The organism is Ferviditalea candida, from assembly GCF_035282765.1.
Taxonomy (GTDB): domain Bacteria; phylum Bacillota; class Bacilli; order Paenibacillales; family KCTC-25726; genus Ferviditalea; species Ferviditalea candida.
Window position 1 is genome coordinate 58,518 of sequence record NZ_JAYJLD010000013.1, and the last position, 24,533, is coordinate 83,050.

Below are 24,533 nucleotides of genomic sequence, written 5' to 3' on the forward strand. Positions count from 1 at the left end.
TCTCTCATCCCTTTCCTATCCTCATCCGATTGCATCCCCTCCTTCCCGTTATCCCTGCCGATTCAGCGCGAACTGCTTTTAAATGCATCATTCGGTTTGCTCGTATACCGGTAAACCCTTCCGCAACCACTGTCTGATCAAAGACCGCTCCGCTTCTGAAAGCGGTTGCAAATGTGGCCATAGGCAGCGCACTGGCGTCAGCAATCGATGCGTAGTGATGACAGGCCATCTCCGGGCGCAATTGCGATCCAAAATCAAACACCGCCGAAGGAAACACCAGCAGACAGTCTGCTCCTTTCCTTTCGGCCATTTTCGCCAGCTCTGCCGCTTTCTTCGTGCCGTCTCGATAAATCCCGCAAATAACGGGTACCTTTCCCCGCACCTCGTCCAACGTGATGTTCAAGCTGCGTTGCTGTTCGGCCACGGTCAGCGTTGCCATCTCGGACGCATGCGCATTCGTCGTAATTCCGTTGACACCGCACGTATCCGCTAAATATCGAATGTGTCTGCGGTAATTGCGCTCTCGATCTCCAGCCGCTCATCGAACGCTATCAGATTAGCCGGAATGACACCCTTTAATGCAAGGTTGGATTTCACATTTGTCCCCCCTACCGCAAATTTGTTAAAACTTTACAACGGCGTTATCATTTCAACACAGTGCTAATATATGAGACAAAGATGCTGCATATGCCGTTCCGAATAGATGAATCGGTATCGGTCCCTCGGAGCACATAAATGGATCACAGATCACTTCAATCGCTTCTGCAGATTTCGGGCGATTACCATTCGCTGGATTTGGTTGGTACCGTCATAGATTTGCGTGATTTTGGCATCCCGCATCATTCGTTCCACTTGGTAATCCCGAATGTATCCGTACCCGCCCAGGATTTGAACGGCGGCATCCGTCACCCTGCCTGCCGCCTCCGAACAATAAGCTTTTGCCATCGACGCTTCCATCGTAAAATCCTTGACCCCCTCGTCAATCAGCTTAGCTGTCCGGTATAAGAGCAAACGCGCATTTGCAATTTCCGTGAACATATCGGCGAGCATGAATTGGATCGCTTGGAAATCGTAGATCGGTTTGCCGAACTGGCTTCTTTCCTGAGCGTATTGAAAGGCGATATCGAAAGCGCCCTGCGAAATGCCAAGCGCCTGTGCGGCTGTGCTGATCCGGGTATAATCACAGGCTTCCATGCAGATCTGAAAGCCTTCTCCCTCAGAGCCCAGCAAGTTTTCATCCGGTACTCTGCAGTTGTCGAAAATGAGCTCGGCCGTGCTAGAGCCGCGAACCCCCATTTTCTTTTCCACTTTTCCTACCTTGAAACCGGGTGTTCCCTTCTCTACCAAAAACGCGCTTATTCCTTTATGCCGCAATCCGAAATCCGTTTTTGCAAATACCGTTACGATGTCGGCTTTGTCGCCGGTCGTGATGAATACCTTATTGCCGTTCAAAATGTATTGATTGCCGTCTCTTACAGCGGCAGTGGACATTCCCGCCGCATCAGAGCCGGCATTCGGTTCGGTGATCGCAATCGAGCCCAGCATTTCGCCTGACGCCAGCTTTGGCAAATATTTTTTCTTTTGCTGCTCCGTGCCGGCCAGCAGCAATCCCAATGCCCCATGCATCTGCGTAAAAAATACAAGGGCGGTTGCCGCGCATCCCTTGGCGATTTCTTCAACTGCCACAACATAGCTCATTTGCGTGCCGCCTGCTCCCCCGTACTCTTCCGGTGTCAGAATGGAAAGCATGCCCAAATCGGACAGCGCTTTGAGCTGCTCCCAAGGAAAGCTCTCCTCTTCATCGAGCTGCTGCGCCAAAGGAGCAATTTGCTTTTTGACAACTGCCCTGACACTGTCCCGAATCATTTTTTCTTCCTCAGACAAAAGCCTTTCCCACAACTGCATATTTCCCCCTACTTCCCCTCGAAATTAGGACTCCGTTTTTCCAGAAAAGCCGCAAAACCTTCCCGTTTATCCAGACTGCCCGCCGCCAGCGCATCCAAGCTGGTCTCCAGAGCCAATGCATTGTCCATCGCTAAAGAACCACCGATGTCAACAGCCTCCAGGATCATGCGAATTGATACCGGACTGTTGGCGCAAATGCTCTCCGCCCATTGCCTGACCGTTTGATCAAGCAAGTCGACTGCTGCAACGGCATTTACGATGCCTGCCCGATAAGCTTCTTCGGCAGAAATCCTTTTCCCGGACAGCATGAGCTCCAACGCCTTTCCCTTCCCGATGATCCTCGGCAAACGCTGGGTTCCTCCATACCCGGGGATCATTCCCAACCGTGCTTCCGGAAGTCCGAACGATGCGGATTCCGAAGCAATTCGCAAGCTGCAGGCAAGGCTCAATTCGAATCCGCCCCCCACCGCAACTCCATTGACTGCGGCAATGGACGGTTTTCGGATAAGCTCCAGACGCCGAAACACCCGCTGGCCATGGGACAGAAACTCCTTCATTTCCAAAGCGCTCAGGTCAGCCAATTCCTTAATGTCGGCACCGGCGCAAAACGCTTTTTCCCCTGCCCCTGTCACGACCAATAATCGAATGGACGCATCATGCTCAAATTGGTCCAATACTTGATTGAATTCCGAAAGCAGCTGCCGGTTCAATGCATTAAGCGCTTTGGGCCGATTCAATACTACCGTCAAGACATACCCCTGCTGTTGGACAATCAGATGATCATAGCTCATCCTTTGGACCTCCCCTGTATGACTCCCGCGTCAAGCAAAACCGAAAGCTCGTTCTCGGACATCTGCAATTTCTGTATGAGCACTTCCTCGGTATGCTCTCCCAACAAAGGCGGAGGCAGGTAAAACTCGCTGCTCGAGCCTCCCAAACGCCATGGAACGCCGACGATTTTCACCGGGCCGGCGGCAGTGTGCTGAATTTCCCTGATCATGTCTCTAGCCAAAATCTGCGGATCCTTGACCACGTCTTCCAAATAATTGATCGGCGCGCAGGGAACCGAGTGCTCCGTCAATTTTTCCAGCCAATAGACGGCAGGCTTGCGGAGCATTTGCTGCTCGATCAATGCGAGCAATTGCAATCGATGCTGCCTGCGTAAGGCATTCGATTGAAATCGTTCGTCCTCGGCCAATTCGGGCAGATCAATCGCCAGGCAAAAACGCCTGAAGATCGAATCGGTTCCGGTTGCCACGATGATGTCCTCGTCGGAAGTCCGCACCGCTTGATACACAACCAGAACCGAATCGGTTCCGCCGCTTGGGCGGGGCTCCGCTCCGTCCGCCAAATAGCTGGTGATCCGGGGAGCCATCAAAGCCAAATCGACATCCAGCAGGGAAGTATCGATCAACTCCCCCTTGCCTGTTTTTTCTTTTTTCAACAAGGAAGATGCAATGCAAAAAGCCGCAATAAAGCCGGTCACGATATCCGAAACGGCTGTTCCCACACGCTGCGGCCGCCCGTTTGATTCCCCCGTTACGCTCATGAGGCCGGACGTCGCTTGAGCGATCAAATCATATCCGGGCCGATTCCTGTAAGGACCCGTCAGTCCAAATCCCGAAAGAGCACAATAAATAATGCCTGAATTCACTTTGTTGATATCTTCATAGGCGAGCCCGGAACGATCCAGCTTATCAGGCTTCAAATTTTCTATAAAAACATCCGATTTTTCGACAAGCTGATACAGAATCTTTTTGCCTTTCGGATCAAACACATCGAGGGAAACGCTTTTTTTATTCCGGTTTGCGCTCAAGAACCAAGCAGATTCGCCGTTTATAAAAGGAGGGCCCCATTGGCGGCAATCGTCCCCCTCCTTGGTTTTTTCCACTTTGATCACTTCCGCCCCCATATCGGCCAACAGCATGGAGCAATAAGGTCCGGCATAGGAAGTTGTAATATCAACGACAGTGATTCCCGACAAAGGTCGCAGTTGCATATAAGCCTCCTTTTTCCTCTGAACTCTGGAACGTCTTCTATTTTCGGTACTGGTCAAAATCCGGCTTGCGCTTTTCAATAAATGCGTCGGTTCCCTCTTTGAACTGCTCGGATTCCCAAACAAACTCAAGCAATGCCCCGCCGTGCATCAGCGAAGAGTAAAGCGCATCCGATTCGTAGTTGAGCGAGAGCTTTGCCAATTGGATCGATTGCGGGGCCATCTCCAAAATTCCGCGTGCCCATTGTTCCGCTTCCTCCAGCAGCTCATCGTGAGGAACGACCTTATTCACCAGACCCATCGCTTTTGCTTCCTCTGCCGGATACTGTTTGCACAGCATGACGATCTCCCGGGCCAATTTTTCACCGACAATCCGCGGCAAGAGCTGAGTTCCTCCCCATAGCGGACATCCCCCGATTTTGGGCCCGCCCTGTCCGAAGACGGCTTTATCGGAAGCAATCGTCATATCGCAGAACATTTGGAGTTCATTGCCGCCTCCGATACAAAATCCGTTCACAGCAGCGATGATCGGTTGGGGGATTCTTCGCATCAGCATCGCCAGTTCCACCAATTTGTGATTCCATTCACGGCCGCTGGCACGATCCAAGCTGCGCAGCACTTTGATGTCGCCGCCGCAGCAAAACGCCTTGCCTGTTCCTGTAACGATGACGGAGCCGATGCTTTTGTTCTTAGACACGTCTGAAAAAGCGTCAATCAATTCATCGACCGTCTCCCGGCGGAAAACATTCATCACTTCCGGCCTGTTCAATGTGATTACGGCAAACCCGTCTTTTTTCTCAAAAATAATGTCGGTAAAATGGTTCATTGCTCATCACCCCGACCCTGCAATTTATTTTTAATCGCGTTGCGCAGCACATACTTTTGGACCTTCCCGCTGATGGTTCTCGGGAGTTCTTTGACAATCTCCAAACGTTCGGGAAGCTTTTGTTTGGCAATTTTCTTTGCCGACAGGTAGTCAATCATTTCTTCGAATGTGACGGATTCCCCATCCTTGAGCACCAAATAGGCGCATGCCCGTTCTCCAAGCCGTTCGTCCGGCATCCCGACAATCGCGACATCCCGCACTTTATCCCACTCATACAGCAAATTTTCAATTTCAGCGACCGGGATGTTCTCCCCGCCGCGGATAATAATGTCTTTTGTCCGGCCTGTTATGGAAATAAAGCCGTTTTCATCCATGACCGCACGATCCCCGGTATCGAACCATCCGTCGGCATCAAAATGTTTTTCCGTAAAATCCGGGCGTTTGTAATATCCGACAAATACACCCGCGCCCTTGATTTTTAAATCGCCCTCTTCGTTAGGGAAAGCTTCATGGCCATGTTCGCCGACAATTCGGATTTCAGCGCCCGGTATTCGTCTGCCGTCTGTCTGCAAAGCATGCTTCGGATCCTCCGGCGCCACGGCGATGGCAATCCCGTATTCAGTCATTCCCCATGCCGGAACAATTTTGCAGTCCAATTGCGCCGCCGCTGTCTCAACCAGCTTTCGCGGAATCGGGGCGCCAGGAATCGAGATAAATTTTAAGGAAGGCATTGGCGTGCTCCCCGCTTTATTGTGCAAGTCCTGCAAAAAAGGGACTGCTGCGATCATCATGCTTACATTCTCTTGATTGATGATCTGAGCCGCAGCTTCCGCTTTCCATATGTCCAAATAAACGGCGGTTCCCTGCAGATAGGTGGTTAACACTGCCCCCCACAGGAAGCCGGTTTGATGCCCTACCGGCGATACAATTAAATTGCATACATGCCCGTCAAGCTTTTCAAAGGCCGCATAGTTGCGGATCGTTGCGTCGAGCGTATTATGCGTGTGCATCACACCCTTCGGCTCTCCTGTAGTTCCGGAGGTAAATCCAAGCTGGGCAATCTCATTCGGGTTTACATACGGGAGCTCTTGAACACTTCCGCCGGTTGATACAATTTTCTCAAAGGGGACAAACCGCTCGTCTCCATCCGGGCAGCGGCCTGCCACAATGACTTTCTGAAGATCAGGCAGCTCGTTCCAAATCTCTTTGACCATCTCGATATAATCGAATTTGCGAAATTCGTCTGGGATTACGAACACTTTGGACTGCGACCGTTGAAGGATAAACCGGACCTCATTGGCCCTGTAAATATGGGTAAGTCCGTTGAAGACAGCGCCGATCTTATTGATTGCGAAAAAAAGCACCGGAAACTCAAAATAATTCGGCAGCTGAACGGAAACGACATCGCTAGGCTGCACGCCCAGCGCCAATAATCCTTTGGCGCATTGATCGGCCTTTTCATAAAGCTCCGCATAGGTGAGCACATCCACCCGGCTTCGTTCCATCGAATGAGCGGCCACTGCCGTTTTATTCGGATGATGATTGCGGGCGTTCTCCAGATGGTCGAACAATCTTGTATTGCTCCACAAGCCTTTCCCGACATACTCATTAATCATTTGTTCAGTTAAACGCGAGCCTTCCGGGTGCATAAATCTACCTCCTTAATGAACCGTTTCCCCGCCGTCGATCACGATCGCCTGACCGGTCATGAAATCGGATGCGGCTGACGCCAGGTAAACCGCCAACGGTCCCAATTCCTTCGGATCGCCTACCCGGCGCAGGGGAATGCGCTTTAAAATCTTGCTGCGAACAGCCTCATCAGCCAATATATGTTCGTTCATCGAAGTTGCAAAATATCCCGGGCATATGGCGTTTACACGAATTCCATACCTTGCCCATTCAACCGCCAGGCTGCGGGTAAATTGAATGACCCCGCCTTTGCTGGTTCCGTATGCAACCAACCGAGGCGTTCCGATTAGGCCGTCCATCGATGCGATGTTGATGATTTTTCCGCTCCCTTGCCTGATCATGATTTCTCCCAGCAAGCGGGTACAGCGCATCACGCCCGTTAGATTGGTAGTTATGATGTCATCCATTTCCGCATCGGTCAACTCCAAAAAATTGCGATCAATGACAATGCCTGCATTATTGACCAAAACGTCCAAGCGGCCGAACTTTTCCTCAACATACCGCTTCAACGCTTCCAAGTCAGAAATCTGTTTCATATCGCACTGCATGCCTTCCGCGGCAATGCCGCGTTCCGATAAAAACTTGCAGGATTCCTCGAGCGTTTGTTGGGACCGGCCCGTGATGATAACGGCTGCCCCTTGCTTGCCGAGCGCCTCCGCTATCGCTTGCCCCAGACCGCGTGTTCCGCCGGTAATCAAAGCCGTTTTTCCGGCTAAATCAAAAACTTCAAGCACCCTCTCGCCCCCTTGGCCGGTTATGCTCCGCCCGAATAATTTTCTCGAGCTTCTGCAGCCGGTCGTTCCCCCCAAGCAATTCCAATTCCCTGATCCCCAGCGGGTCAACCATTTCCCTCAGGATCTGAAGCTGATGGTCTGATGGCGGGTCAACCCGATCGATCCCTTTCGCGCTTAGATCAAAGGAGAAACCGGTGTTTTTCCGGATGCTGTCGACCGTTTCTTCATGAAAAATAGCTTCCAGAACTGCGCTTCCCACCCCATCCGCAAAGCTGAAGACGCACCGGTCCGTAATTAATTTTTGCGGCCCCCTCTCCCGTCTGCCCATCAGATGCAATTCATGGGCGCGTTCGCCGTAACCGACGCTGCTGCAAAAATCCAGCTGCTCCACCAAGGTTTGCAGGGAATGCCGCGTTACGTAAAGGTAGAAGTTTGGGTTAAAGGCAGCGACATCCGTGATTCCTCCGGTGCCTGGCAATCTGATCGCCGGTTTCTCATAATTTCCGATCACGACATTGTTACAGTTTCCGTATCGATCCACCTGCGCCGGACGGATAAACTCTTTTACCTTCAGCGAGGGAACGATATCGCAGTGCATCTCGGTCATCTTGACTCTTTTTAAGCTGCTGTTGACCGTCAAATGCTCCAAATGCGTGATCGATAAACGATCCGTGTGCTCGGAAATGGTGTTGCCGACGGTATACATAAATTGTACGCCGGGCGCATGCGTCTCCTTGGCAAGCAAAAAAGCGCTGAATACAAGCGGGGTTCCCATCCCCTGCACGACAAAATCTTCCGGTTCGATCAGGCTAGACATATAACAGACCAATTGTTCGTCCTTCGTAAAAGCCGTCATGCCGCACCCCCTTCAGATTAAATTTGCGAAAAATGTTTTTTTTCTGCGGTCAAGCTCGAATGCGTAGGCGTCAAACGAGCCTTCCTTCATCGTCTTCAAATAGTGAATCAATTCAAGCCCGTCCAAAGGGTATTGCGGATGGCAGGAAGCGGGCCAGGCTCCCCCTTGAGCCTCGACGACCGCATCCACGGATGAACCGATAATATCGACCTGACCGTGGACGCTGACAAGACTTCCTTTGGGAACGATTTTTTCAGCGGTCACAATCGTGTACCCGGCAAGCTGCGCCAGCTCGGCGTCAATGCATAAATTCGCTCCCAATACCGCGTTGCCGGCTTCATCCGCTTCCAGAGCATGAATCAATGCAACCTCCGGCTTTAAAGCGGGAATCGCCGGATAGATTTCGCCCGTATACGGACACCGGATAGTTTCGATATCCTTTCGAACCTTTAAAATATCGCTCCCCATCAGCGTTCTGCCCGGCATAAAGCCGACCCCCTGCGCAGCTGCCCGGATGCCGAGCCCGATGGTTGTTTCCGTTTCTTCAATGATTTTCAGCGAACCTGTTTCTGCGGCTTTGCGGTAGGACGGCGGAAGCCCAAAGACTTCCAGGCTGAAAAAAGAAGTCCTGACATTTGAGACTAAGCCGGAACCTATCAATAGATCGGTTTCATAGCCCAGGGTCCAACCCAGAATGGAAAGGTTACGCTTCCTCTGTTTGATGATTTCAAGAATCAATGCGGTCGGCCGCCTGTAGATCAGCATGCCTCCAACCGCCACTGTCTGTCCGTCCTGAATCGGCTTCACAGCTTGCTCAAGCGTCCGCAGTTTTGTGCTCATACCGATTTGCCCTTATCTTCATTTGAGCTTGAATAATCGTAAAACCCTCTGCCTGTTTTTTTTCCGTGAAAACCCGCATTAACCATCTTTTTCACCAACGGCGGAGGGGCGTATTTGGTTTCATGAAGCTCCTGATAAAGCGAAGACGCTGTATCGAGATATTCGTTCAATCCGACCGTATCGGCCAATTTCAAAGGACCCATAGGGTAGCCCAACCCCAATTCAACTGCCGTATCAAGGTCCTCTCCGCTAGCCAATCCGTCGTCATAGGCTTGAATGGCATGGTTCATATAGGGGACAAACAGCCGGTTCACCAGAAGTCCGGGCACGTCCTTGCAGCGGATCGGCACTTGGCCGACAGCCTTCATAAACTCATAAACTTGCAGATAAGCGGTGTCGCAGCATTGCAGCGATTGGACCACCTCTACCAGATTGTCGCGGTTCGACTGCAGGACGAAATGCAGTCCGACCAACCGTTCCGGATTCCGCAGCGGTGAAGCGAGCTCTGTAACAGATAATGATGGTGAAACGGATGCCGTCAAAAGTGTTTGTGATGGCAGTGCTTCTTCGAGCAGTTGCAAGACCCGGATTTTGTCCGGGCGCTGATCCGAAACCGCTTCCAAAACGAACTGGCAATCTCTCAGAATCGACAGCTCAGAGGCATCCGGAGCGGAAGCTTCGATCCATACCGCACGAATTCCGGAATCCTGAATTTTCCGGTAAACCATTGCTGCCAATTTGCCGCTGCCGACGATTCCAGCTTGACGAATTTCCATGCATTTTCTCCCCCTTCTTCGCAAAATTACACAGTGCCGAACATGCCGGAACTCTTGTATTCGTAAAATCCTTTGCCGGTTTTTTTGCCGAGTTGGCCGGCGTCGATCATTTTTTTTACCAGCGGCGGAGGAGCAAACCGCTTATCCTTCAACTCCTTGTAAAGGCTCATCGAGACTGCGTAATGAATGTCCAAACCGACATTATCCAACAGCTCAAATGTCCCCATCGGATAGCCCAAACCGTGCTTCAACGCCAAATCAATATCCTCGACGGTTGCGATCCCCTGCTCCAGAGCCCGAATGCAATCATTTTCGAAGGGCACCAGCAACAGATTCAAAATAAATCCGGGAGTATCCTTGGTGGTTACCGCCGTTTTCTTTAGATGCCGGCTGAAGTTCAAAGCTTTGCTGTATGTATCTTCACTTGTTTTCAAGCCGTAGGAAATCTCCACCAGTTTCATCAATGGAGCCGGATTGCAGAAATGAATCCCGATCACCCGATCTTCCCTCCCGCATCCGGAAGCGATAGAGGTAATCGATAACGTCGAGGTATTGCTGACAAAAATGGCGTTGGCGCCGCAAATTTCATTTAACTGGCGGAAGATCCGGTTTTTCAGGATGACGTCTTCAAAGACCGCTTCTACAACCACCTCGCAGTCAGCAAGGTCATGAATATCGGTTGTCGCTTGCAGCCGATTTAAGCATTCGGCTTTTTCCGAAGATGTTATTTTTCCCCTCTTTACACTTCCGTCCAAAAAAGCGGAGATCCGGTTCACTCCGTTCTGCAGATTTTCCGGGAATGCTTCATAAACGACGGTGCTCAACCCCGTCTGCAGCATACAAATTGCAATTCCCGCACCCATTGTTCCGCAGCCGACAACGCCGGCTTTTTTAAAATCCATCTCTTCTCCCCCTGCCTATGTAATTATGTTGTGCTAAGAACCGAATAATCTTGAGGATAATTCCTTGGTCAAATTGACCAGAATGTACCCGTACTCATGCAGTTGAGCCTCAGTAACAAGCGAGCTGAATCCAATGCAGGACATCGTCATTGATGTTTTATTGGAGCTGTCCAATACCGGTGCTGCCACGCCAAATAGATTCAGGTAATGCTCTTCCATGCTGATGGCATATCCGCGTTCCCGGACAAGCTGAAGCTCTTTAAGCAGCTGGTCCTTCTGAAAGATCGTCTTGTCCGTAAATTGCGTTATTCCCACGGAATCGAAAATTTCCTCCCGCTCCATGAAATCCATAAAAGCCAGAAAGCATTTTCCGTGGGAACCGGCCGTCAGCGGGAATTTCTGTCCGGCGTTCACTGTAACCCTTACGGGTGCAGGGCTTTCCTCCTTGGCTGTATAAATAAGCCGGTCTTGGCCGAACCGCTCGACCAGCACACATACATGATTGGTTAATTGAGCCGCTTGTTTAAGATACTGTTTGGCGACCGGCAGGTAATCCACCAATTCCGCCGCCCGGCTGCCGAGTACGGCCATGTATGAACTCAAGCTGTAAAGCTTTTTGTCCTTGCAGAATGTAATCAGGTTGTTTTTTTCCAAAGTAACGAGAATTCGATAGCAGGTGCTTCTGTTGATGGAAAGCGCTTGGCTGATTTCCGTAACCGTCGCTTGACTATGCCGGAAGCTGCTCAAATACTGCAGAATCTTTGCGGCGGAATCCACGGACGGGATCAAATATTTATTTTTTGCTGAATCGGCCATGTGGGATTGCTCCTCCAATTTATAACAGTGCTGAAACAGAGATTTCATATGCAGTCGGCCATGTTCAAATATGAACTCGTTTCTATGTATTTAATATATGAATCAGCTCTTTTGGTATGACTGTATCGTTCAGCTTTTAAAATGAGAAAAAAGCCTTACGGCGTCCTAGGAAGGAATGTAAAATAGGCCTTCTCTGGGGAATCCACCCAAAGAAGGCCGCTGCCTTAAGCTTGCGTTTAACGTTATATGCCCAACAGCTGTCGGGGATTATGTACAATCATCTTTTCGATGTCAGCCGAATCAATGCGGCCCGATCAACAGTTTGTCCTTCATGCGATTTTAAGACAACTCCCGCCATCCCCGATGCCTTCACATCCTCGATAAGCTCCCAGTCCGTCTGACTTCTGGGAAAAATGCTGGGATAGCTGTGGCGGTGCAACTCAATGGCGCCCTTCAACAAAGGATGGAATTCCGTCATGCCAGAACCATCTCTTTTGCAAATCAATTTTCACCTCAAGCATTTCAAGCTTGCGCATGTCTTTGCTTTTCCAGCTGTCTCAATTCGACCCGGCGAATTTTCCCGGAAATCGTTTTGGGGAGTTCAGTGACAAATTCGATCGCTCTCGGGTATTTATACGGCGCGGTAATGCTCTTGACATGATCCTGCATCTCCTTCACCAATTTCTCGCTGGCCGCCGCAGGATCCTTCAGGATGACAAAGGCTTTGACTATCGAACCGCGGATTTCGTCCGGACTGGCCACGACGGCGCATTCCTTGACCATGGGATGCTTGACCAGCGCATCTTCCACTTCAAAAGGACCAATCGTATACCCGGAGCTGATGATAATGTCGTCCGAGCGCCCTTCAAACCAATAATAGCCGTCCTCATCCATCCGGGCCTGATCACCCGTGACATACCATTCCCCGCGGAAAACGGCCGCCGTTCTTTCGGGATCGTTCAAATATCCCTTGAATAAAGCCGGAGTGTCGCGATGAATGGCAATGTCCCCAACCTGCCCCTGTGGTAGCGGATTCCCTTCTTCGTCAATGATGGCGAGACGGTTGCCTGGAACCGGCTTGCCCATCGCGCCCAGTCTGATCTCCATTCCTTTCATGAAGCCGATCATCAGCGAGTTTTCCGATTGGCCGTAACCGTCGCGCACCTCGAGATTGAAATAATGTCTGAACGTATCGATGACCTGCTGGTTCAATGGCTCCCCCGCACTGACGGCATTGCGCAGCGATTGCAGCTTGAACCGCTCCAGCCCTTCAAATTTCGCCATCAACCGGTATTCCGTCGGGGTGCAGCAGAGCACATTGACTTCATACTTCTCCAGCAAGCTCAAATATTTGGGAGCGTCAAATTTGCCTTGATAGGAGAAACTCGCAGCACCGGAGCCCAATGCCGCCAAGAACGGGCTCCAATTCCATTTGGCCCAGCCGGGTCCGGCGGTCGCCCAAACCACATCGTTCTCCTCTACCCCCAACCATAGCTTGGCGGCAATCGGTTGATGGGCGAATCCCCACCCATGATGCATGATGACGCCCTTCGGGTTGCCAGTCGTACCGGACGTATAGTTTAGGAAGGCGGTATCGTCCGAACGGGTTTTGACCATGTCAAACTGATCGGATTCAGATTCCGTCAGCCGCTGATAATTGCGCCAGCCCTCCGTTTCCTCATCCGTTCCGACGACAATAAAATGCTGCAGGCTCCTGGCTTCACCGCGAATTTGATCGAACCGTCCTGTAAACTCGTGATAGGAGATCACGGCTTTGGCTTGGGAATGCTCGGCACGGAAAAGAATATCCTTGGGCATCAGCATTTCCGACCCCGGAGAAATAATCAGCCCCGATTTCAAAGCGCCCTGAAAAACGATGTAGGTTTCCGGAATTCTCGGAAGAGTCACGATGATTTTATCGCCTTTCCGCAAGCCCATTTTCGATAATGCGTTGGCAAACCGGTTCGATGCTTGCCGCAGCTCCATGTAGGTCAGTTGACGGGTTTCACCCGCCTCATTCTCCCACAAGATCGCGATTTTGTCAGGCTCGTCGGCGAATCTGTCGATATCCTGGGCGATATTATAATATTCGGGGGCTGTCAGATTCATGTTTTCCATTGTTCATTCTCCTTTAACTAATTTGATCAGCTTATAGATTACATATTTCTGCGGTACTGTCCTCCCACTTCATACAAAGCGGCGGTAATTTGGCCGAGTGAAGCGGCCTTCACGGTTTCCATCAGCTCCTCGAAAATGTTTTGGTTGCTCAGCGCAGCCTGTTTGAGCCGCTCAATGGCGGAAGGGCATTGAGCGCTGTGCCTTTCCCAAAATGCATGCAGATTGCGGATTTGGGTTTCCTTTTCTTCCTGCGTCGAACGGGCCAGCTCCATCTCGTTTGCGTTTTCATCGGCATGAGGATTGATAAACGTATTCACTCCGATGATGGGCAGCTCCCCCGAATGCTTTTTTTGCTCGTAATAAAGCGATTCATCTTGAATTTTTCCGCGCTGGTATTGCGTTTCCATCGCTCCCAGGACGCCTCCGCGATCATTGAGCCGCTGAAATTCGGCGAGAACGGCCTCTTCTACGAGATCGGTCAGCTCTTCAATAATAAACGCGCCCTGAAGTGGATTCTCATTCCTGGCCAAACCGAATTCCTTGTTGATGATCATTTGAATCGCCATCGCCCGGCGGACGGAATTCTCCGTCGGCGTGGTCACCGCCTCATCAAATGCGTTCGTATGCAGTGAGTTGCAGTTGTCATAGATCGCGATCAACGCCTGCAGCGTCGTGCGGATATCGTTGAAATCCATTTCCTGCGCGTGCAGGGAACGCCCGGAGGTCTGAATGTGATATTTCAGCCGCTGGCTTTGTTCATTCCCGCCGTATTTGTGTTTGATCACCGTTGCCCAGATTCGCCGAGCCGCGCGCCCCATGACCGTATATTCCGGGTCCAGTCCGTTGCTGAAGAAGAACGACAAATTCGGCGCAAAATCATCGATCGCCATGCCGCGGCTTAAATAGTACTCCACATAGGTAAAGCCGTTAGCCAGCGTAAACGCCAGCTGCGTAATCGGATTGGCTCCCGCCTCGGCAATATGATAGCCGCTGATGCTGACCGAGTAGTAGTTCTTCACCTCATGGTCGATAAAATACTGCTGAATATCCCCCATCATCTTCAGCGCGAATTCGGTAGAAAAAATGCATGTATTCTGTCCCTGATCCTCCTTCAAAATATCCGCCTGAACGGTGCCGCGGACGGTCTTCAGCGTATACGCCTTAATTTGCGCATACTCCTCGGGATTGGGCGGACGCCCGCCCTTCTCAGTAAATCGTTCAACCTGCTGATCGATCGCCGCATTCATGAACATGGCCAGAATGATCGGGGCAGGACCGTTGATCGTCATCGATACGCTGGTGGAAGGATGGCACAGGTCAAAACCGGCGTACAGCTTCTTCATGTCGTCCAGCGTGCAGATGCTGACCCCGCTGTTTCCGATTTTGCCGTAGATGTCGGGGCGGTAATCCGGATCATGGCCGTATAAGGTGACACTGTCGAAAGCGGTGGATAACCGGATCGCCTGATCGTTCTGGCAGAGATAGTGAAAACGGCGGTTGGTGCGCTCCGGCGTTCCCTCCCCGGCGAACTGCCGCTTCGGATCCTCATTCGTGCGTTTGAACGGGAATACGCCGGCTGTGTATGGGAAATATCCGGGCAGGTTTTCCTTCATGAGCCAACGAAGAATTTCGCCGTAATCTTCATATTTGGGGAGGCTGATTTTGGGAATTTGAAGTCCCGATAAGGATTCCGTGAACAATTCGGCAACGATTTCTTGATTGCGAATCTTCGCAACCAGCCGGTCCTTGCCATATGCTTCGCGGCGCTCGGGCCAAGCCTCAAGCAGCCGCCTGCACTCCGGGTGCTGTATGGCTTCGTAATCGGCGATCATCTTTTCCAGCTTTTCAAGTAAAGCGCCGGTTTGTTCATCCTGCGTGCGAACGGCCTCCAGCATCGCCTTCGTGCCTTTCAGCTGAAACAGCTTCCGGGCAATCGCCGTTTGCTCTTCCGTCATTTTTTGATACTGGCGGACCGATTGCACGATTTCAGCCAAATAATGCATCCGGTCGGATGGGATGATCCTGTTTCTCTTGGAAATTCCGTGAGCCTTCACATGCAAATTCGTCTGCCAGCCGCCGCCGGTTTTGTTCTCCACAATCCTCATCAGATTCTCAAACAGAATGTCGGTTCCTTCATCATTGAATTGGCTCGCAATCGTTCCGAAAACAGGAAGCTGTTCGACCGGCGTCTCGAACAAATTCCGGCTGCGTTGAAATTGCTTGCGCACATCGCGCAGGGCGTCCTCCGAGCCGCGGCGATCGAATTTGTTGATGACGATCAGGTCGGCAAAATCGATCATCTCGATTTTTTCAAGCTGAGTGGCCGCACCGAACTCGCTGGTCATGACATACATCGCCACATCGCACAGCCCGACGATCCTAGCGTCCCCTTGTCCGATTCCGCTTGTTTCCACGATCACGAAATCATAACCGGCTGCTTTTACAATGCTGACGGCTTCTTTGGTCGCACTGCTCAGCTCCGAATTTGACCCCCGGGTCGCCAGGCTGCGCATATATACGCGGGGACTGCTGACGGCGTTCATCCGGATGCGGTCGCCAAGCAGCGCTCCTCCGGTTTTCAGCTTGGAGGGATCCACGGAGATAATCGCAATTGTGCGGTCCGGGAATTGCTGGAGATAACGTCTCACGATTTCGTCGGTCAGCGAGCTTTTGCCTGCTCCCCCGGTTCCGGTTATGCCCACAACGGGCACCTTTCGCGCATCAGCCTGCAGCTGCTGAAGCTGAGCGGCGAGCGGGTCATCCTCCCGGCCGCTGTCCAGCTTTTCTTCCGCAAGTGTGATTAATTTGGCAATGGTTCCCCATTCCCGCTGTTTCCCATTCCTCTCCGTTAATTCAAGTTCCGATTGCTTGATTGTCGGGTAATCCGTTTCTCTGATCATATAATTGATCATGCCTTGTAAACCAAGCTCCCGCCCGTCGTCGGGCGAAAAAATTTTGGAGATGCCGTAGGCTTCAAGCTCCTTGATTTCCGCCGGGACGATGACTCCGCCGCCTCCGGCAAATATCTTGATGGAGGTTGCTCCCTTTTGCTGCAGCAAATCGTAGATGTATTTCAAATATTCCACATGTCCGCCCTGATAGGTGCTGACGGCAATTCCCTGCACATCCTCTTGGATGGCGGCATTTGCTACCTCTTCGACGGACCGGTTGTGTCCCAGATGGATGACTTCCACACCGGAAGCCTGCAGAATCCGCCTCATAATATTGATCGAAGCGTCATGACCGTCGAACAAGGCTGCCGCCGTAATAAACCGCACGTGATTGCGCGGTCGGTAAACCTCGGTTTCCATTGCGATATCCACCTGCTTCCCGATTAAGGTTCAAATCAGCGGCTTAGCCGTAAGTATAAAATCCCTGGCCGGTTTTTCGTCCCAATCGGCCGGCTTTTACATATTTGCGCAGCAGCGGACAAGGCCGATATTTCGAATCGGAAAAACCCTCGTATAAAATTTCCATAATCGAAAGACACGTATCCAGCCCGATAAAATCAGCCAAGGCCAACGGCCCCATGGGGTGATTCATGCCCAGCTTCATCACTTGATCGACGTCCTCGATGGAGGCTACTCCTTCGTACACGGTATAAATGGCTTCATTAATCATCGGCATCAGGATTCGATTCGACACAAATCCCGGATAATCATGAACCTCCACTGCCGTCTTTCCCATTTTCACGGCCAAATCTTTTACCGTTTGGCACACTTCCTCGGCTGTCGCCAGTCCTCTAATGATTTCGACCAGCTGCATGACCGGTACAGGATTCATAAAATGCATGCCGATCACTTGCTCCGGGCGTTTGGTGACGGCGGCGATTTCCGTTATGGGCAATGAGGAAGTGTTGCTGGCAAGAATCGCATGTGAAGAACAGATTTGATCCAATTCCTTAAAAATCGCCGACTTTATCGACATGTTCTCGGTTGCCGCCTCAATCGCCAAATCCGCAGTTTCAGCAATGTCCAAACTCAAGGAAGCTTGAATTCGTTGCAAAATATCATGCTTAAGCTCTTCCGTCATTTTGCCCTTGGCTATGCTGCGGTTCAGATTGCTTGAAATGGAACTGATTCCCCGATCAATCGCATCCTGATTAATGTCGTAAAGAATGACATTCAAGCCGGCCTGGGCGCAAACCTGAGCGATGCCGCTTCCCATTTGACCGGCGCCGATAATCACCACATTTCGGATTTCCATATGACACTCCCCTGTCATCAGACTTTGACCAGAACAGCATCCCCCTGAGCCGCGCCGCTGCAGATGGCAGCTATTCCGAGCCCTCCGCCCCGGCGAATAAGTTCATAAATAAGCGTAATCACAATTCTAGTCCCGCTGGCCCCGATGGGATGGCCAAGAGCGACGGCTCCGCCGTTCACGTTTACCTTGTCCGCATCCCATCCGAGAATTTTTCCGGTCGTCAGGGCAACGGCTGCGAAAGCCTCATTGACTTCAAAAAGATCAATGTCCTTTAACGTCAGGCCTGTTTTCCGCAGCAGCTTTTGAATCGCTAAGGCTGGGGTAATTGCAAGGTCGGCTGCTTGCGCACCGACCGCCGCATGACCAAGGATCTCCGCCAAAGGCTGATATCCGTCCCTCTGCGCCTTTTCCTTCGACATGACGACAACTGCGCCTGCGCCGTCGTTGACTCCGGGAGCGTTGCCGGCTGTTACGGTCCCGCTCTTATCGAAGATGGGCGAAAGCTTGGACAGTTTATCGAAGTCCGTATCGAACCGGGGAGCCTCATCCGTATCGATCTGGAAGGTGCCGGTTTTATTCCTGACCGTTACGGGTACAATCTCTTCAGCGAATTTCCCTTTTTGAATGGCCTCCACTGCGCGCAGTTGACTTCGCAGCGCCCATTCATCCTGGCTTTTCCGGCTGATTTCATAACGGGCCGCAGTATGATTGGCATGAACCGCCATATGAACATTCTCGAAGGCGCACTGCAGTCCGTCATGAATCATGAGATCCACAAGCTTCTCATCACCCATTCGGATTCCCCATCGCGCATTCTTGGAAGCGAAAGGCGCATTGCTCATGCTTTCCATTCCTCCGGCAATGATCGTTTCCGCATCCCCGGAACGAATGATTTGATCGGCCAATGTGATGCTTCGCAATCCTGATGCGCATACCTTATTCAGCGTTTCCGTCGGCACGCCCCAATCCAAACCCGCACCCCTCGCAGCTTGCCGGGAAGGGATTTGTCCGTTGCCGCCCTGAAGCACCATTCCCATAATCACTTCATCCACTTGAGCTGCATCGACTTTCGCCCTTTCCATTGCTCCTTTTATAGCAATGCTGCCTAATTCCACTGCCTGAACTTCTCTTAATGCGCCGCCGAACTTTCCAAATGCCGTCCGTGCCCCTCCAACGATCACCGTCTGTTTCAAAAAGCCACCCCTTCACGTTTTGCAGAATAAGGAATACGCTTTCAATTGCCTTAATTATACTATGTATACTCACAAGGTTGTAGAAAAACTCGCGAAATTCGTGCAACTTGCTGGTGTCCGGACTTGATTTCCAGTACGTTTGGGAATCCAAATTTAGAGTCTGTTCAATGATGAAAGCAGTACTGTGAATTTTTCACGGAAATCTAGTCGTCGGACACACTCTCGGGTAAACACCGCTGGCAAAAAGCCCCGATGACCGCTTCCAGATTTGAACGGCCAAGTGCATCCATAAACGGCGGATGGTTGCGGAAATAATCGGCATGTCCCCCTATCGTCTGCAGCGGTATAATCCGTGACGGCGCATAAAGGTGGCGATTCCAAACAGGCAGGCCGTAACGTCCTCGTTCCCATCCTCCCCAGCTGCCCAATCGACAGATCGGATCTTTGGATCGGCCCCGCTTTCCCTCGGCAAACAAAAAGCTCACGGATGCTTGGAGTTCGGCCGGAATCGGGCATTTCGGCGAACCGATCTGAACGATCCGGCATTCCACCCGCGGCTCCCGCTGCTTCAGCAGCTGTGCGGCATGCACCGCTGCGTTTCCGCCGGCGCTGTGCCCGATAAAGACAAAACGCCATCCGTCATCCAGTAACGGCTCTGCCTCCTTCATAATAAACTGCCCGCCGATTGAGCGGCGGCGTTCCATGATCGGAAGCTTCATGTCATGCCGAGCATCTCTTAGCTGATGCAGCACGCTTCTGCCCCAATCCCCGTATGGAAACAGCAGCTTTGAGCTAATCCGCGCACCGCCTGATTGATGCAAATGCCGCACTAGCGCTTCGCGCAATACTTCCATAAAATCCGGTGAAGTAGCGACTCCCGCAATGAGAAACAATGCCGTCTTTTCGGTCGAAGGTTTTAAAAGACTCATGTTTCAGCCCCTATAGCTCTGCTCTTTATCCGTTCCGTTTATCCGGCCTCTAGATTAATTAAAATTTAGTCATATTACAGGCATTTCAGTACTACATAATAACATTTACAACATTTTCTATAAAGAAGGTTAAGGCATGAGAAGATATTATTGGATTAAATGGCGCAGATTTATGATGTGGATCTCGCTGCTCGTCTTGATCGGGCTGCTGATATTGGGAGGCGGACCGACGGTCTGGAATATCGCAATGAATATCGTTAATATTGCGTTCAATCTGCTTTTCGCCGTCCTGTTCATCATCATTCAATTTGCTGCACTATTTTGGTTCTTGGCCCGGGGGCGAACCTATTGGATTCTTCCCGGAGAAACTGGCGCTACATGGGAAGATTACCGGGGAAATCCTGAAATTGTTGAGAATGCGACTAAGATTGTTACTCTGCTCAGAGGCGTTAAAGAGTTCAAAGAGATGGGCGGCGAAGCGATTCGCGGATTGCTGCTTTTCGGTCCCCCCGGGACCGGCAAATCTTATCTGGCTCAGGTCATCGCCAATGAAGCGCAGGTGCCTTTTGCTTATGCTTCGGCCCCAAGTTTTCAAAATATGTTTTTCGGCGTAGGCAATTTGAAGGTCATGAGCCTCTACAGAAAGGCCCGAAAGCTGGCAAAAATCTACGGAGCCTGCATTATCTTCATCGACGAGATTGACGCCATTGGGATGTCAAGACAGATGGGACCCGCGGGAGCAGGCGGAATGTTCGGCATGGGAGGCGCCGGACTGCTTAACGAATTGCTTTTGCAGATGGATCCCCCAAACTTCGATAATTCCCGGATCTCCAAGCTGCTCCGCCAGCTTGGACTGCGGCGCAAGAAAGCAGAACGTCCGGCCGTGCTGACGATCGCGGCGACCAACCTTCCCGATGTGCTAGATTCCGCCCTGCTCCGCCCCGGACGTTTCGACCGAAAGCTGTGGGTCGATTCACCGGACTATGACGGTAGGGTGGACGTTTTCAACTATTATCTGCAAAAGATAAAACGCGACTCCACGCTGACTCCCGAGAAGGCGGCGCTTGACACCATCGGATATAGTCCCGCGCAGATCAAGCACATCGTCAACGAAACGATCGTGATCGCCCATCAACGCGGTGCCCAGCTTGCCGGTTACGAGGACTTCCGGACGGCTATGGAGACGTACGAATGGGGACTCAAACAGCCGCTGCGTTCCATGAGCGAGGACGAAAAGCGGAATGTCGCCTACCACGAAGCCGGTCATGCAGTTGCCCAGTATTTGTTAAAGGCGCACGAACGCGTCTGGAAAGTGACGATCATCCGGCGCGGCGGCGCGCTCGGTCTCGCCGCCACCAAACCGACGGAAGAGCGCTATAACCGAAGCGACAGCGAAATTCTTGCAGAAATTCAGGTCTGTTTGGCTGCCCGCGCTGTGGAGGAGGAATTCCTTGGAAAGAAACTGAACGGAGTGACTTCCGACCTGCGACAGGCTACAGAATTGGCCGGCGCTTTTTTGGGTATGGTCGGTATGGGCGACGAACTGTTCAGCTGGCTTACTTTAAATTCTCCGGCTGAGGGACTGAAGGCGCTTCGTCCAAAAATCAACGAGCTGCTGAAAGATCAGATGCTCCAAGTCAAGAAGCTGGTTCGGGAGCACGGTGGCTTCGTCCATGCAATTGCGCAGGAGCTGCTGCTGCGGGGCGATCTGACCGGTGAGGAGATTGAGCACATCTTTGTGCGGCTGTATGGCCACAGCCGGATGACGCATCCCGAAATTATTCCCCGAGTGTTGACGGATTCCTTAGAGAAGCGTACTGATGATACAGAGCAAGCTGAATAAGCCAATAAAAACTCCCATTGCTATCAAGAGCAATTGGGAGTTTTTATTTTAATTGTGGCTGATTACCACCTTGCCGACGGCACGGCCGGATTCCGCATAAGCGTGAGCCTCTCCGGCTTCCGTGATATGAAACCTTCGCTCGTCGATGAGCGGTTTGATTCGTCCCTCATCCGCAAGCGCCGCAATTCTCGCAAGAATATCGCCGTGTTTTTGCCTGTCCCTGTTGCGGATCATCGTCAAAAGCATCAGCACGACATGGAGGGAAAGCGCCTTTTGGTGCATGGGCGCCAAATTATGCGTTGACCTCGCGGCAATATTGACCACAGTCCCGCCTTCTCTGGCCGCTTCGAAGGAGCGGTCGAGGTTCTCGCCGCCGACTGTATCGAATACGATGTCGAACCCCTTGCTGCCGGTCAATCTGTCGACATACTCGGAAACACCCTCACGGCGATACATGATGATCTCGTCCGCCCCGAAATTTTTGGCAATTTCGGCTTTCCTTTCATCCGAAACGGTGGCCGCAACCCGCGCTCCGGCCCATTTGGCCAACTGCAGGGCAATATGTCCGACCCCTCCTGCTCCGGCGTGTACAAGCACATGCTGACCTTTGTGCAGCTGCGCGCGGTCGAACAGCGCTTCCCAAGCCGTTATGCTGACAAGCGGCAAAGCAGCGGTCTCGCTCATGCTGAGCGTCTTCGGCTTCAACGCGGCAAGCGCTTCATCCGCGAGCATATATTCGGCCAGCGCGCCGCCGGGCAATCCTGTAAATCCGCCGGCACAGGCATAAACTTCATCTCCAGGCTTAAACTTCGTCACTCCCGGTCCGACGGCCTCCACAACGCCCGCGATATCCCCATGCAGCACTGCAGGAAAGGCCGGCGCGAAGGCAGGCACAAAGCCATTGCGCACCTTGTAATCAATCGGATTGACACTGGTTGCGGCTGCGCGGATCACGATATGTCCGGGGATCGGTTCGGGATCCGGAAGCTCAGTCTGGCGAAATACATCCGGACCGCCGAATTGATCAATGACGATGGCTTTCATCTTGTTCCTCCTTTGAAATTTTTCTATAGAATATCTTTATCATAAATTATAAGCCATATTGGTTCTGCCCGTCGAAGATTTTTTCTGAAAAAAATTTGACACATCTAAACTCCCTTTTAAATTTTCGAAATTTTTTTCAAATTCAAAAAAGACGGGAAGGATATATGACTAATCTTATCGAATTAACAAACATTGTCGAATCATGCAGCTAAATTGTAAATGACTTTTTGCGCAGACGATTCACCACCAGGGAGGTTAATGAGAATGCAGAACAAGAACAAACTGATGATTTGGTTATCATTTGGGGCAATTCTGCTGGGCTTGCTTGTCCATTTGCTTCATAGGGAATTCAATCTGTTCGGACATTCAATGATGGGAAATATGTCGGAAAGTATGAATTTGAGTCAGCGTTTTTCTTTGGCAATGAATATTTTATTTATCATCCCCGTCGCGCTTTTAGTGATAACCTCTTATTATTATCGAAAACAAGCGGACCATCCAAAAATTCCATTATTCAATATGTTAACGTTGACTTTTTCCAGCATTTCAATTATTGCGGGAGGCGGAGGAACGGTAGAATTTCACTTCTCGATCTTTATGGTCGCAGCTATTATTGCTTATTACGAAGACATTAAGCTGATTGCTGTAATGACCATTATTTTTGCTTTACAGCATCTTGCAGGCTTTTTCTTTATTCCGGAATTGGTCTTTGGCGTTGCCGAATATCCTTTCTTGATGATGGTGATTCACGCTGTATTCCTGGTCTTTACGTCTGCGGCCACAAGCCTCCAAATCATTTCCAAGAAAAAATACACAGAAGCGTTGGAGTCGGAAAAAGCCAAAAAACAAACAGAAGTCGAAACCCTGCTCGAAACGGTTAAAAATCTTTCCCGACAATTGGAGCAAACTTCTTTGGTGGTTACCGCAAAATCAGAGGGGAATATCATCGCCAACAATGAGATGTTAACTTCCTTTAAAGAAGTTTCCACGGGTCTTGAAACTCAAAGCGAATCTTTGAACAAGATTGATGAGAATCTGCAAGGGATTAACCGAATGATTCAGATTAACTCTCAATCCTTTTCCATATTGAATGAAAAAGCCAGCATCACAGACAATATGGTTCAAAAAAACCAAAACAATATAGAGCCCCTATTCGAGCAAGTGCGAATCGTTTCCGATGCCATTAACAGAGCTGCAATTACGATGCAAACCTTAAATGAGTCATCCCATCAAGTGGAGAATATTATCTTCATCATTCAGGATGTGGCAAGGCAAACGAACCTTCTGGCATTAAACGCTTCCATTGAAGCGGCCCGAGCCGGAGAATACGGCAGAGGGTTCGCGGTCGTGGCTAGCGAAATTCGCAAATTATCCGAACAAAGCAACCATGCAACTGAAGAAATCGTGAATATTCTCAGCAATATTCAAAGAGAAAGCACAGAGTCGGTCACTCAGATTGAAGTCGGAAAACAAGCGGCTGGTGATACGGTAGAGCTTGCTGAACGATCCTTTTCAAGCTTCAAACAAATGAACCGATCCATAAACGAAATGATTGAAATTATTGAGAAGCTCAATGAATCCGTCAAACAAATCGAGTCTCAATCCGAAAAAATTTCCAACGAGATGACAAATATTTCAGCAATTACCGAACAAAGCGTAGCTTCTGTAGAACAGCTATTCAGTATTACAGAAACTCAAACAAGCACGTCTAATCAAATTAATCGAGAGCTGATTCGCCTAAAAGAACTTTCCGAAACTTTACAAGCGCAATTTTCTGCATCATAACGTGAATCAAAGGAACCGGGCAGGACCAATTACTGGATCTTGCTCGGTTCTTGTTTGCCACTATAAAGTTTCCCG

Annotated in this window: 21 protein-coding genes; 2 read left to right on the top strand and 19 right to left on the bottom strand. The window is 50.8% G+C overall.

Translation table 11 applies throughout. The features are described 5' to 3' along the window. Positions 1 to 4: 4 nt before the first annotated feature. The 18 genes from VF724_RS10615 to VF724_RS10700 all read right to left on the bottom strand — a co-directional run bounded on the left by VF724_RS10615 (position 5) and on the right by VF724_RS10700 (position 19,786). The gene (locus VF724_RS10615; RefSeq protein ID WP_371754257.1) at positions 5 to 502 is read right to left on the bottom strand and encodes a dihydrodipicolinate synthase family protein; all 498 of its coding nucleotides are present in this window, start codon (positions 500 to 502) and stop codon (positions 5 to 7) included. A 245-nt stretch (positions 503 to 747) separates the two neighbouring features. Then, entirely contained in the window at positions 748 to 1,905 is a 1,158-nt protein-coding gene (locus tag VF724_RS10620; protein WP_371754218.1) for an acyl-CoA dehydrogenase family protein, read from the bottom strand. Positions 1,906 to 1,913: 8 nt separating this feature from the next. Beyond that, on the bottom strand, positions 1,914 to 2,696 hold the full coding sequence (locus VF724_RS10625) for an enoyl-CoA hydratase/isomerase family protein (RefSeq protein WP_371754219.1): 783 nt from the start codon (positions 2,694 to 2,696) through the stop codon (positions 1,914 to 1,916). Beyond that, entirely contained in the window at positions 2,693 to 3,904 is a 1,212-nt protein-coding gene (locus tag VF724_RS10630; RefSeq protein WP_371754220.1) for a CaiB/BaiF CoA transferase family protein, read from the bottom strand. Before VF724_RS10630 ends, VF724_RS10625 begins: the two co-directional genes overlap by 4 nt. Positions 3,905 to 3,941: 37 nt before the next feature. After that, on the bottom strand, positions 3,942 to 4,727 hold the full coding sequence (locus tag VF724_RS10635) for an enoyl-CoA hydratase-related protein (protein WP_371754221.1): 786 nt from the start codon (positions 4,725 to 4,727) through the stop codon (positions 3,942 to 3,944). Beyond that, positions 4,724 to 6,376 (bottom strand): AMP-binding protein, encoded by a 1,653-nt coding sequence (locus VF724_RS10640; protein ID WP_371754222.1) that lies wholly within the window; start codon positions 6,374 to 6,376, stop codon positions 4,724 to 4,726. Before VF724_RS10640 ends, VF724_RS10635 begins: the two co-directional genes overlap by 4 nt. Before the next feature lie 12 nt (positions 6,377 to 6,388). Next, positions 6,389 to 7,150: an SDR family NAD(P)-dependent oxidoreductase gene (locus VF724_RS10645; RefSeq protein WP_371754223.1), complete on the bottom strand. Its 762-nt coding sequence runs from the start codon at positions 7,148 to 7,150 to the stop codon at positions 6,389 to 6,391. Continuing rightward, positions 7,143 to 8,006 carry a CoA-transferase gene (locus VF724_RS10650; RefSeq protein ID WP_371754224.1) on the bottom strand — a complete coding sequence of 288 codons (864 nt, stop codon included), beginning with the start codon at positions 8,004 to 8,006 and terminating at the stop codon, positions 7,143 to 7,145. Before VF724_RS10650 ends, VF724_RS10645 begins: the two co-directional genes overlap by 8 nt. A gap of 12 nt (positions 8,007 to 8,018) precedes the next feature. Further along, entirely contained in the window at positions 8,019 to 8,846 is an 828-nt protein-coding gene (locus tag VF724_RS10655; RefSeq protein WP_371754225.1) for a CoA transferase subunit A, read from the bottom strand. After that, positions 8,843 to 9,622, bottom strand: a complete 780-nt coding sequence (locus VF724_RS10660; protein WP_371754226.1) for a 3-hydroxyacyl-CoA dehydrogenase family protein — start codon at positions 9,620 to 9,622, stop codon at positions 8,843 to 8,845. Before VF724_RS10660 ends, VF724_RS10655 begins: the two co-directional genes overlap by 4 nt. A 26-nt stretch (positions 9,623 to 9,648) precedes the next feature. Beyond that, positions 9,649 to 10,524 (bottom strand): 3-hydroxyacyl-CoA dehydrogenase family protein, encoded by an 876-nt coding sequence (locus VF724_RS10665; protein WP_371754227.1) that lies wholly within the window; start codon positions 10,522 to 10,524, stop codon positions 9,649 to 9,651. A 33-nt stretch (positions 10,525 to 10,557) separates the two neighbouring features. Further along, on the bottom strand, positions 10,558 to 11,340 hold the full coding sequence (locus VF724_RS10670; protein ID WP_371754228.1) for an IclR family transcriptional regulator: 783 nt from the start codon (positions 11,338 to 11,340) through the stop codon (positions 10,558 to 10,560). A 277-nt stretch (positions 11,341 to 11,617) separates the two neighbouring features. Beyond that, on the bottom strand, positions 11,618 to 11,818 hold the full coding sequence (locus VF724_RS10675; protein ID WP_371754229.1) for a DUF6282 family protein: 201 nt from the start codon (positions 11,816 to 11,818) through the stop codon (positions 11,618 to 11,620). 44 nt (positions 11,819 to 11,862) lie between these two features. Further along, positions 11,863 to 13,458, bottom strand: coding sequence for an acyl-CoA synthetase MbcS (gene mbcS, locus VF724_RS10680; protein ID WP_371754230.1), 1,596 nt, complete (start codon positions 13,456 to 13,458; stop codon positions 11,863 to 11,865). A gap of 38 nt (positions 13,459 to 13,496) precedes the next feature. Further along, on the bottom strand, positions 13,497 to 16,769 hold the full coding sequence (gene icmF, locus VF724_RS10685; protein ID WP_371754231.1) for a fused isobutyryl-CoA mutase/GTPase IcmF: 3,273 nt from the start codon (positions 16,767 to 16,769) through the stop codon (positions 13,497 to 13,499). A 43-nt stretch (positions 16,770 to 16,812) separates the two neighbouring features. Then, on the bottom strand, positions 16,813 to 17,664 hold the full coding sequence (locus VF724_RS10690; RefSeq protein WP_371754232.1) for a 3-hydroxybutyryl-CoA dehydrogenase: 852 nt from the start codon (positions 17,662 to 17,664) through the stop codon (positions 16,813 to 16,815). 17 nt (positions 17,665 to 17,681) lie between these two features. Beyond that, the gene (locus VF724_RS10695; protein WP_371754233.1) at positions 17,682 to 18,857 is read right to left on the bottom strand and encodes an acetyl-CoA C-acetyltransferase; all 1,176 of its coding nucleotides are present in this window, start codon (positions 18,855 to 18,857) and stop codon (positions 17,682 to 17,684) included. Positions 18,858 to 19,060: 203 nt separating this feature from the next. Continuing rightward, positions 19,061 to 19,786, bottom strand: a complete 726-nt coding sequence (locus tag VF724_RS10700; RefSeq protein WP_371754234.1) for a hypothetical protein — start codon at positions 19,784 to 19,786, stop codon at positions 19,061 to 19,063. A gap of 136 nt (positions 19,787 to 19,922) precedes the next feature. Between VF724_RS10700 and VF724_RS10705 the strand changes: the two genes are divergently transcribed. Further along, positions 19,923 to 21,629, top strand: a complete 1,707-nt coding sequence (locus VF724_RS10705) for an AAA family ATPase (RefSeq protein WP_371754235.1) — start codon at positions 19,923 to 19,925, stop codon at positions 21,627 to 21,629. A 48-nt stretch (positions 21,630 to 21,677) separates the two neighbouring features. Here VF724_RS10705 and VF724_RS10710 read toward each other — a convergent pair whose 3' ends face one another. Continuing rightward, positions 21,678 to 22,673, bottom strand: a complete 996-nt coding sequence (locus VF724_RS10710) for a zinc-dependent alcohol dehydrogenase family protein (RefSeq protein WP_371754236.1) — start codon at positions 22,671 to 22,673, stop codon at positions 21,678 to 21,680. Between the two features lie 264 nt (positions 22,674 to 22,937). Between VF724_RS10710 and VF724_RS10715 the strand changes: the two genes are divergently transcribed. After that, entirely contained in the window at positions 22,938 to 24,458 is a 1,521-nt protein-coding gene (locus tag VF724_RS10715; RefSeq protein ID WP_371754237.1) for a methyl-accepting chemotaxis protein, read from the top strand. The last annotated feature ends 75 nt before the right edge of the window (positions 24,459 to 24,533 follow it).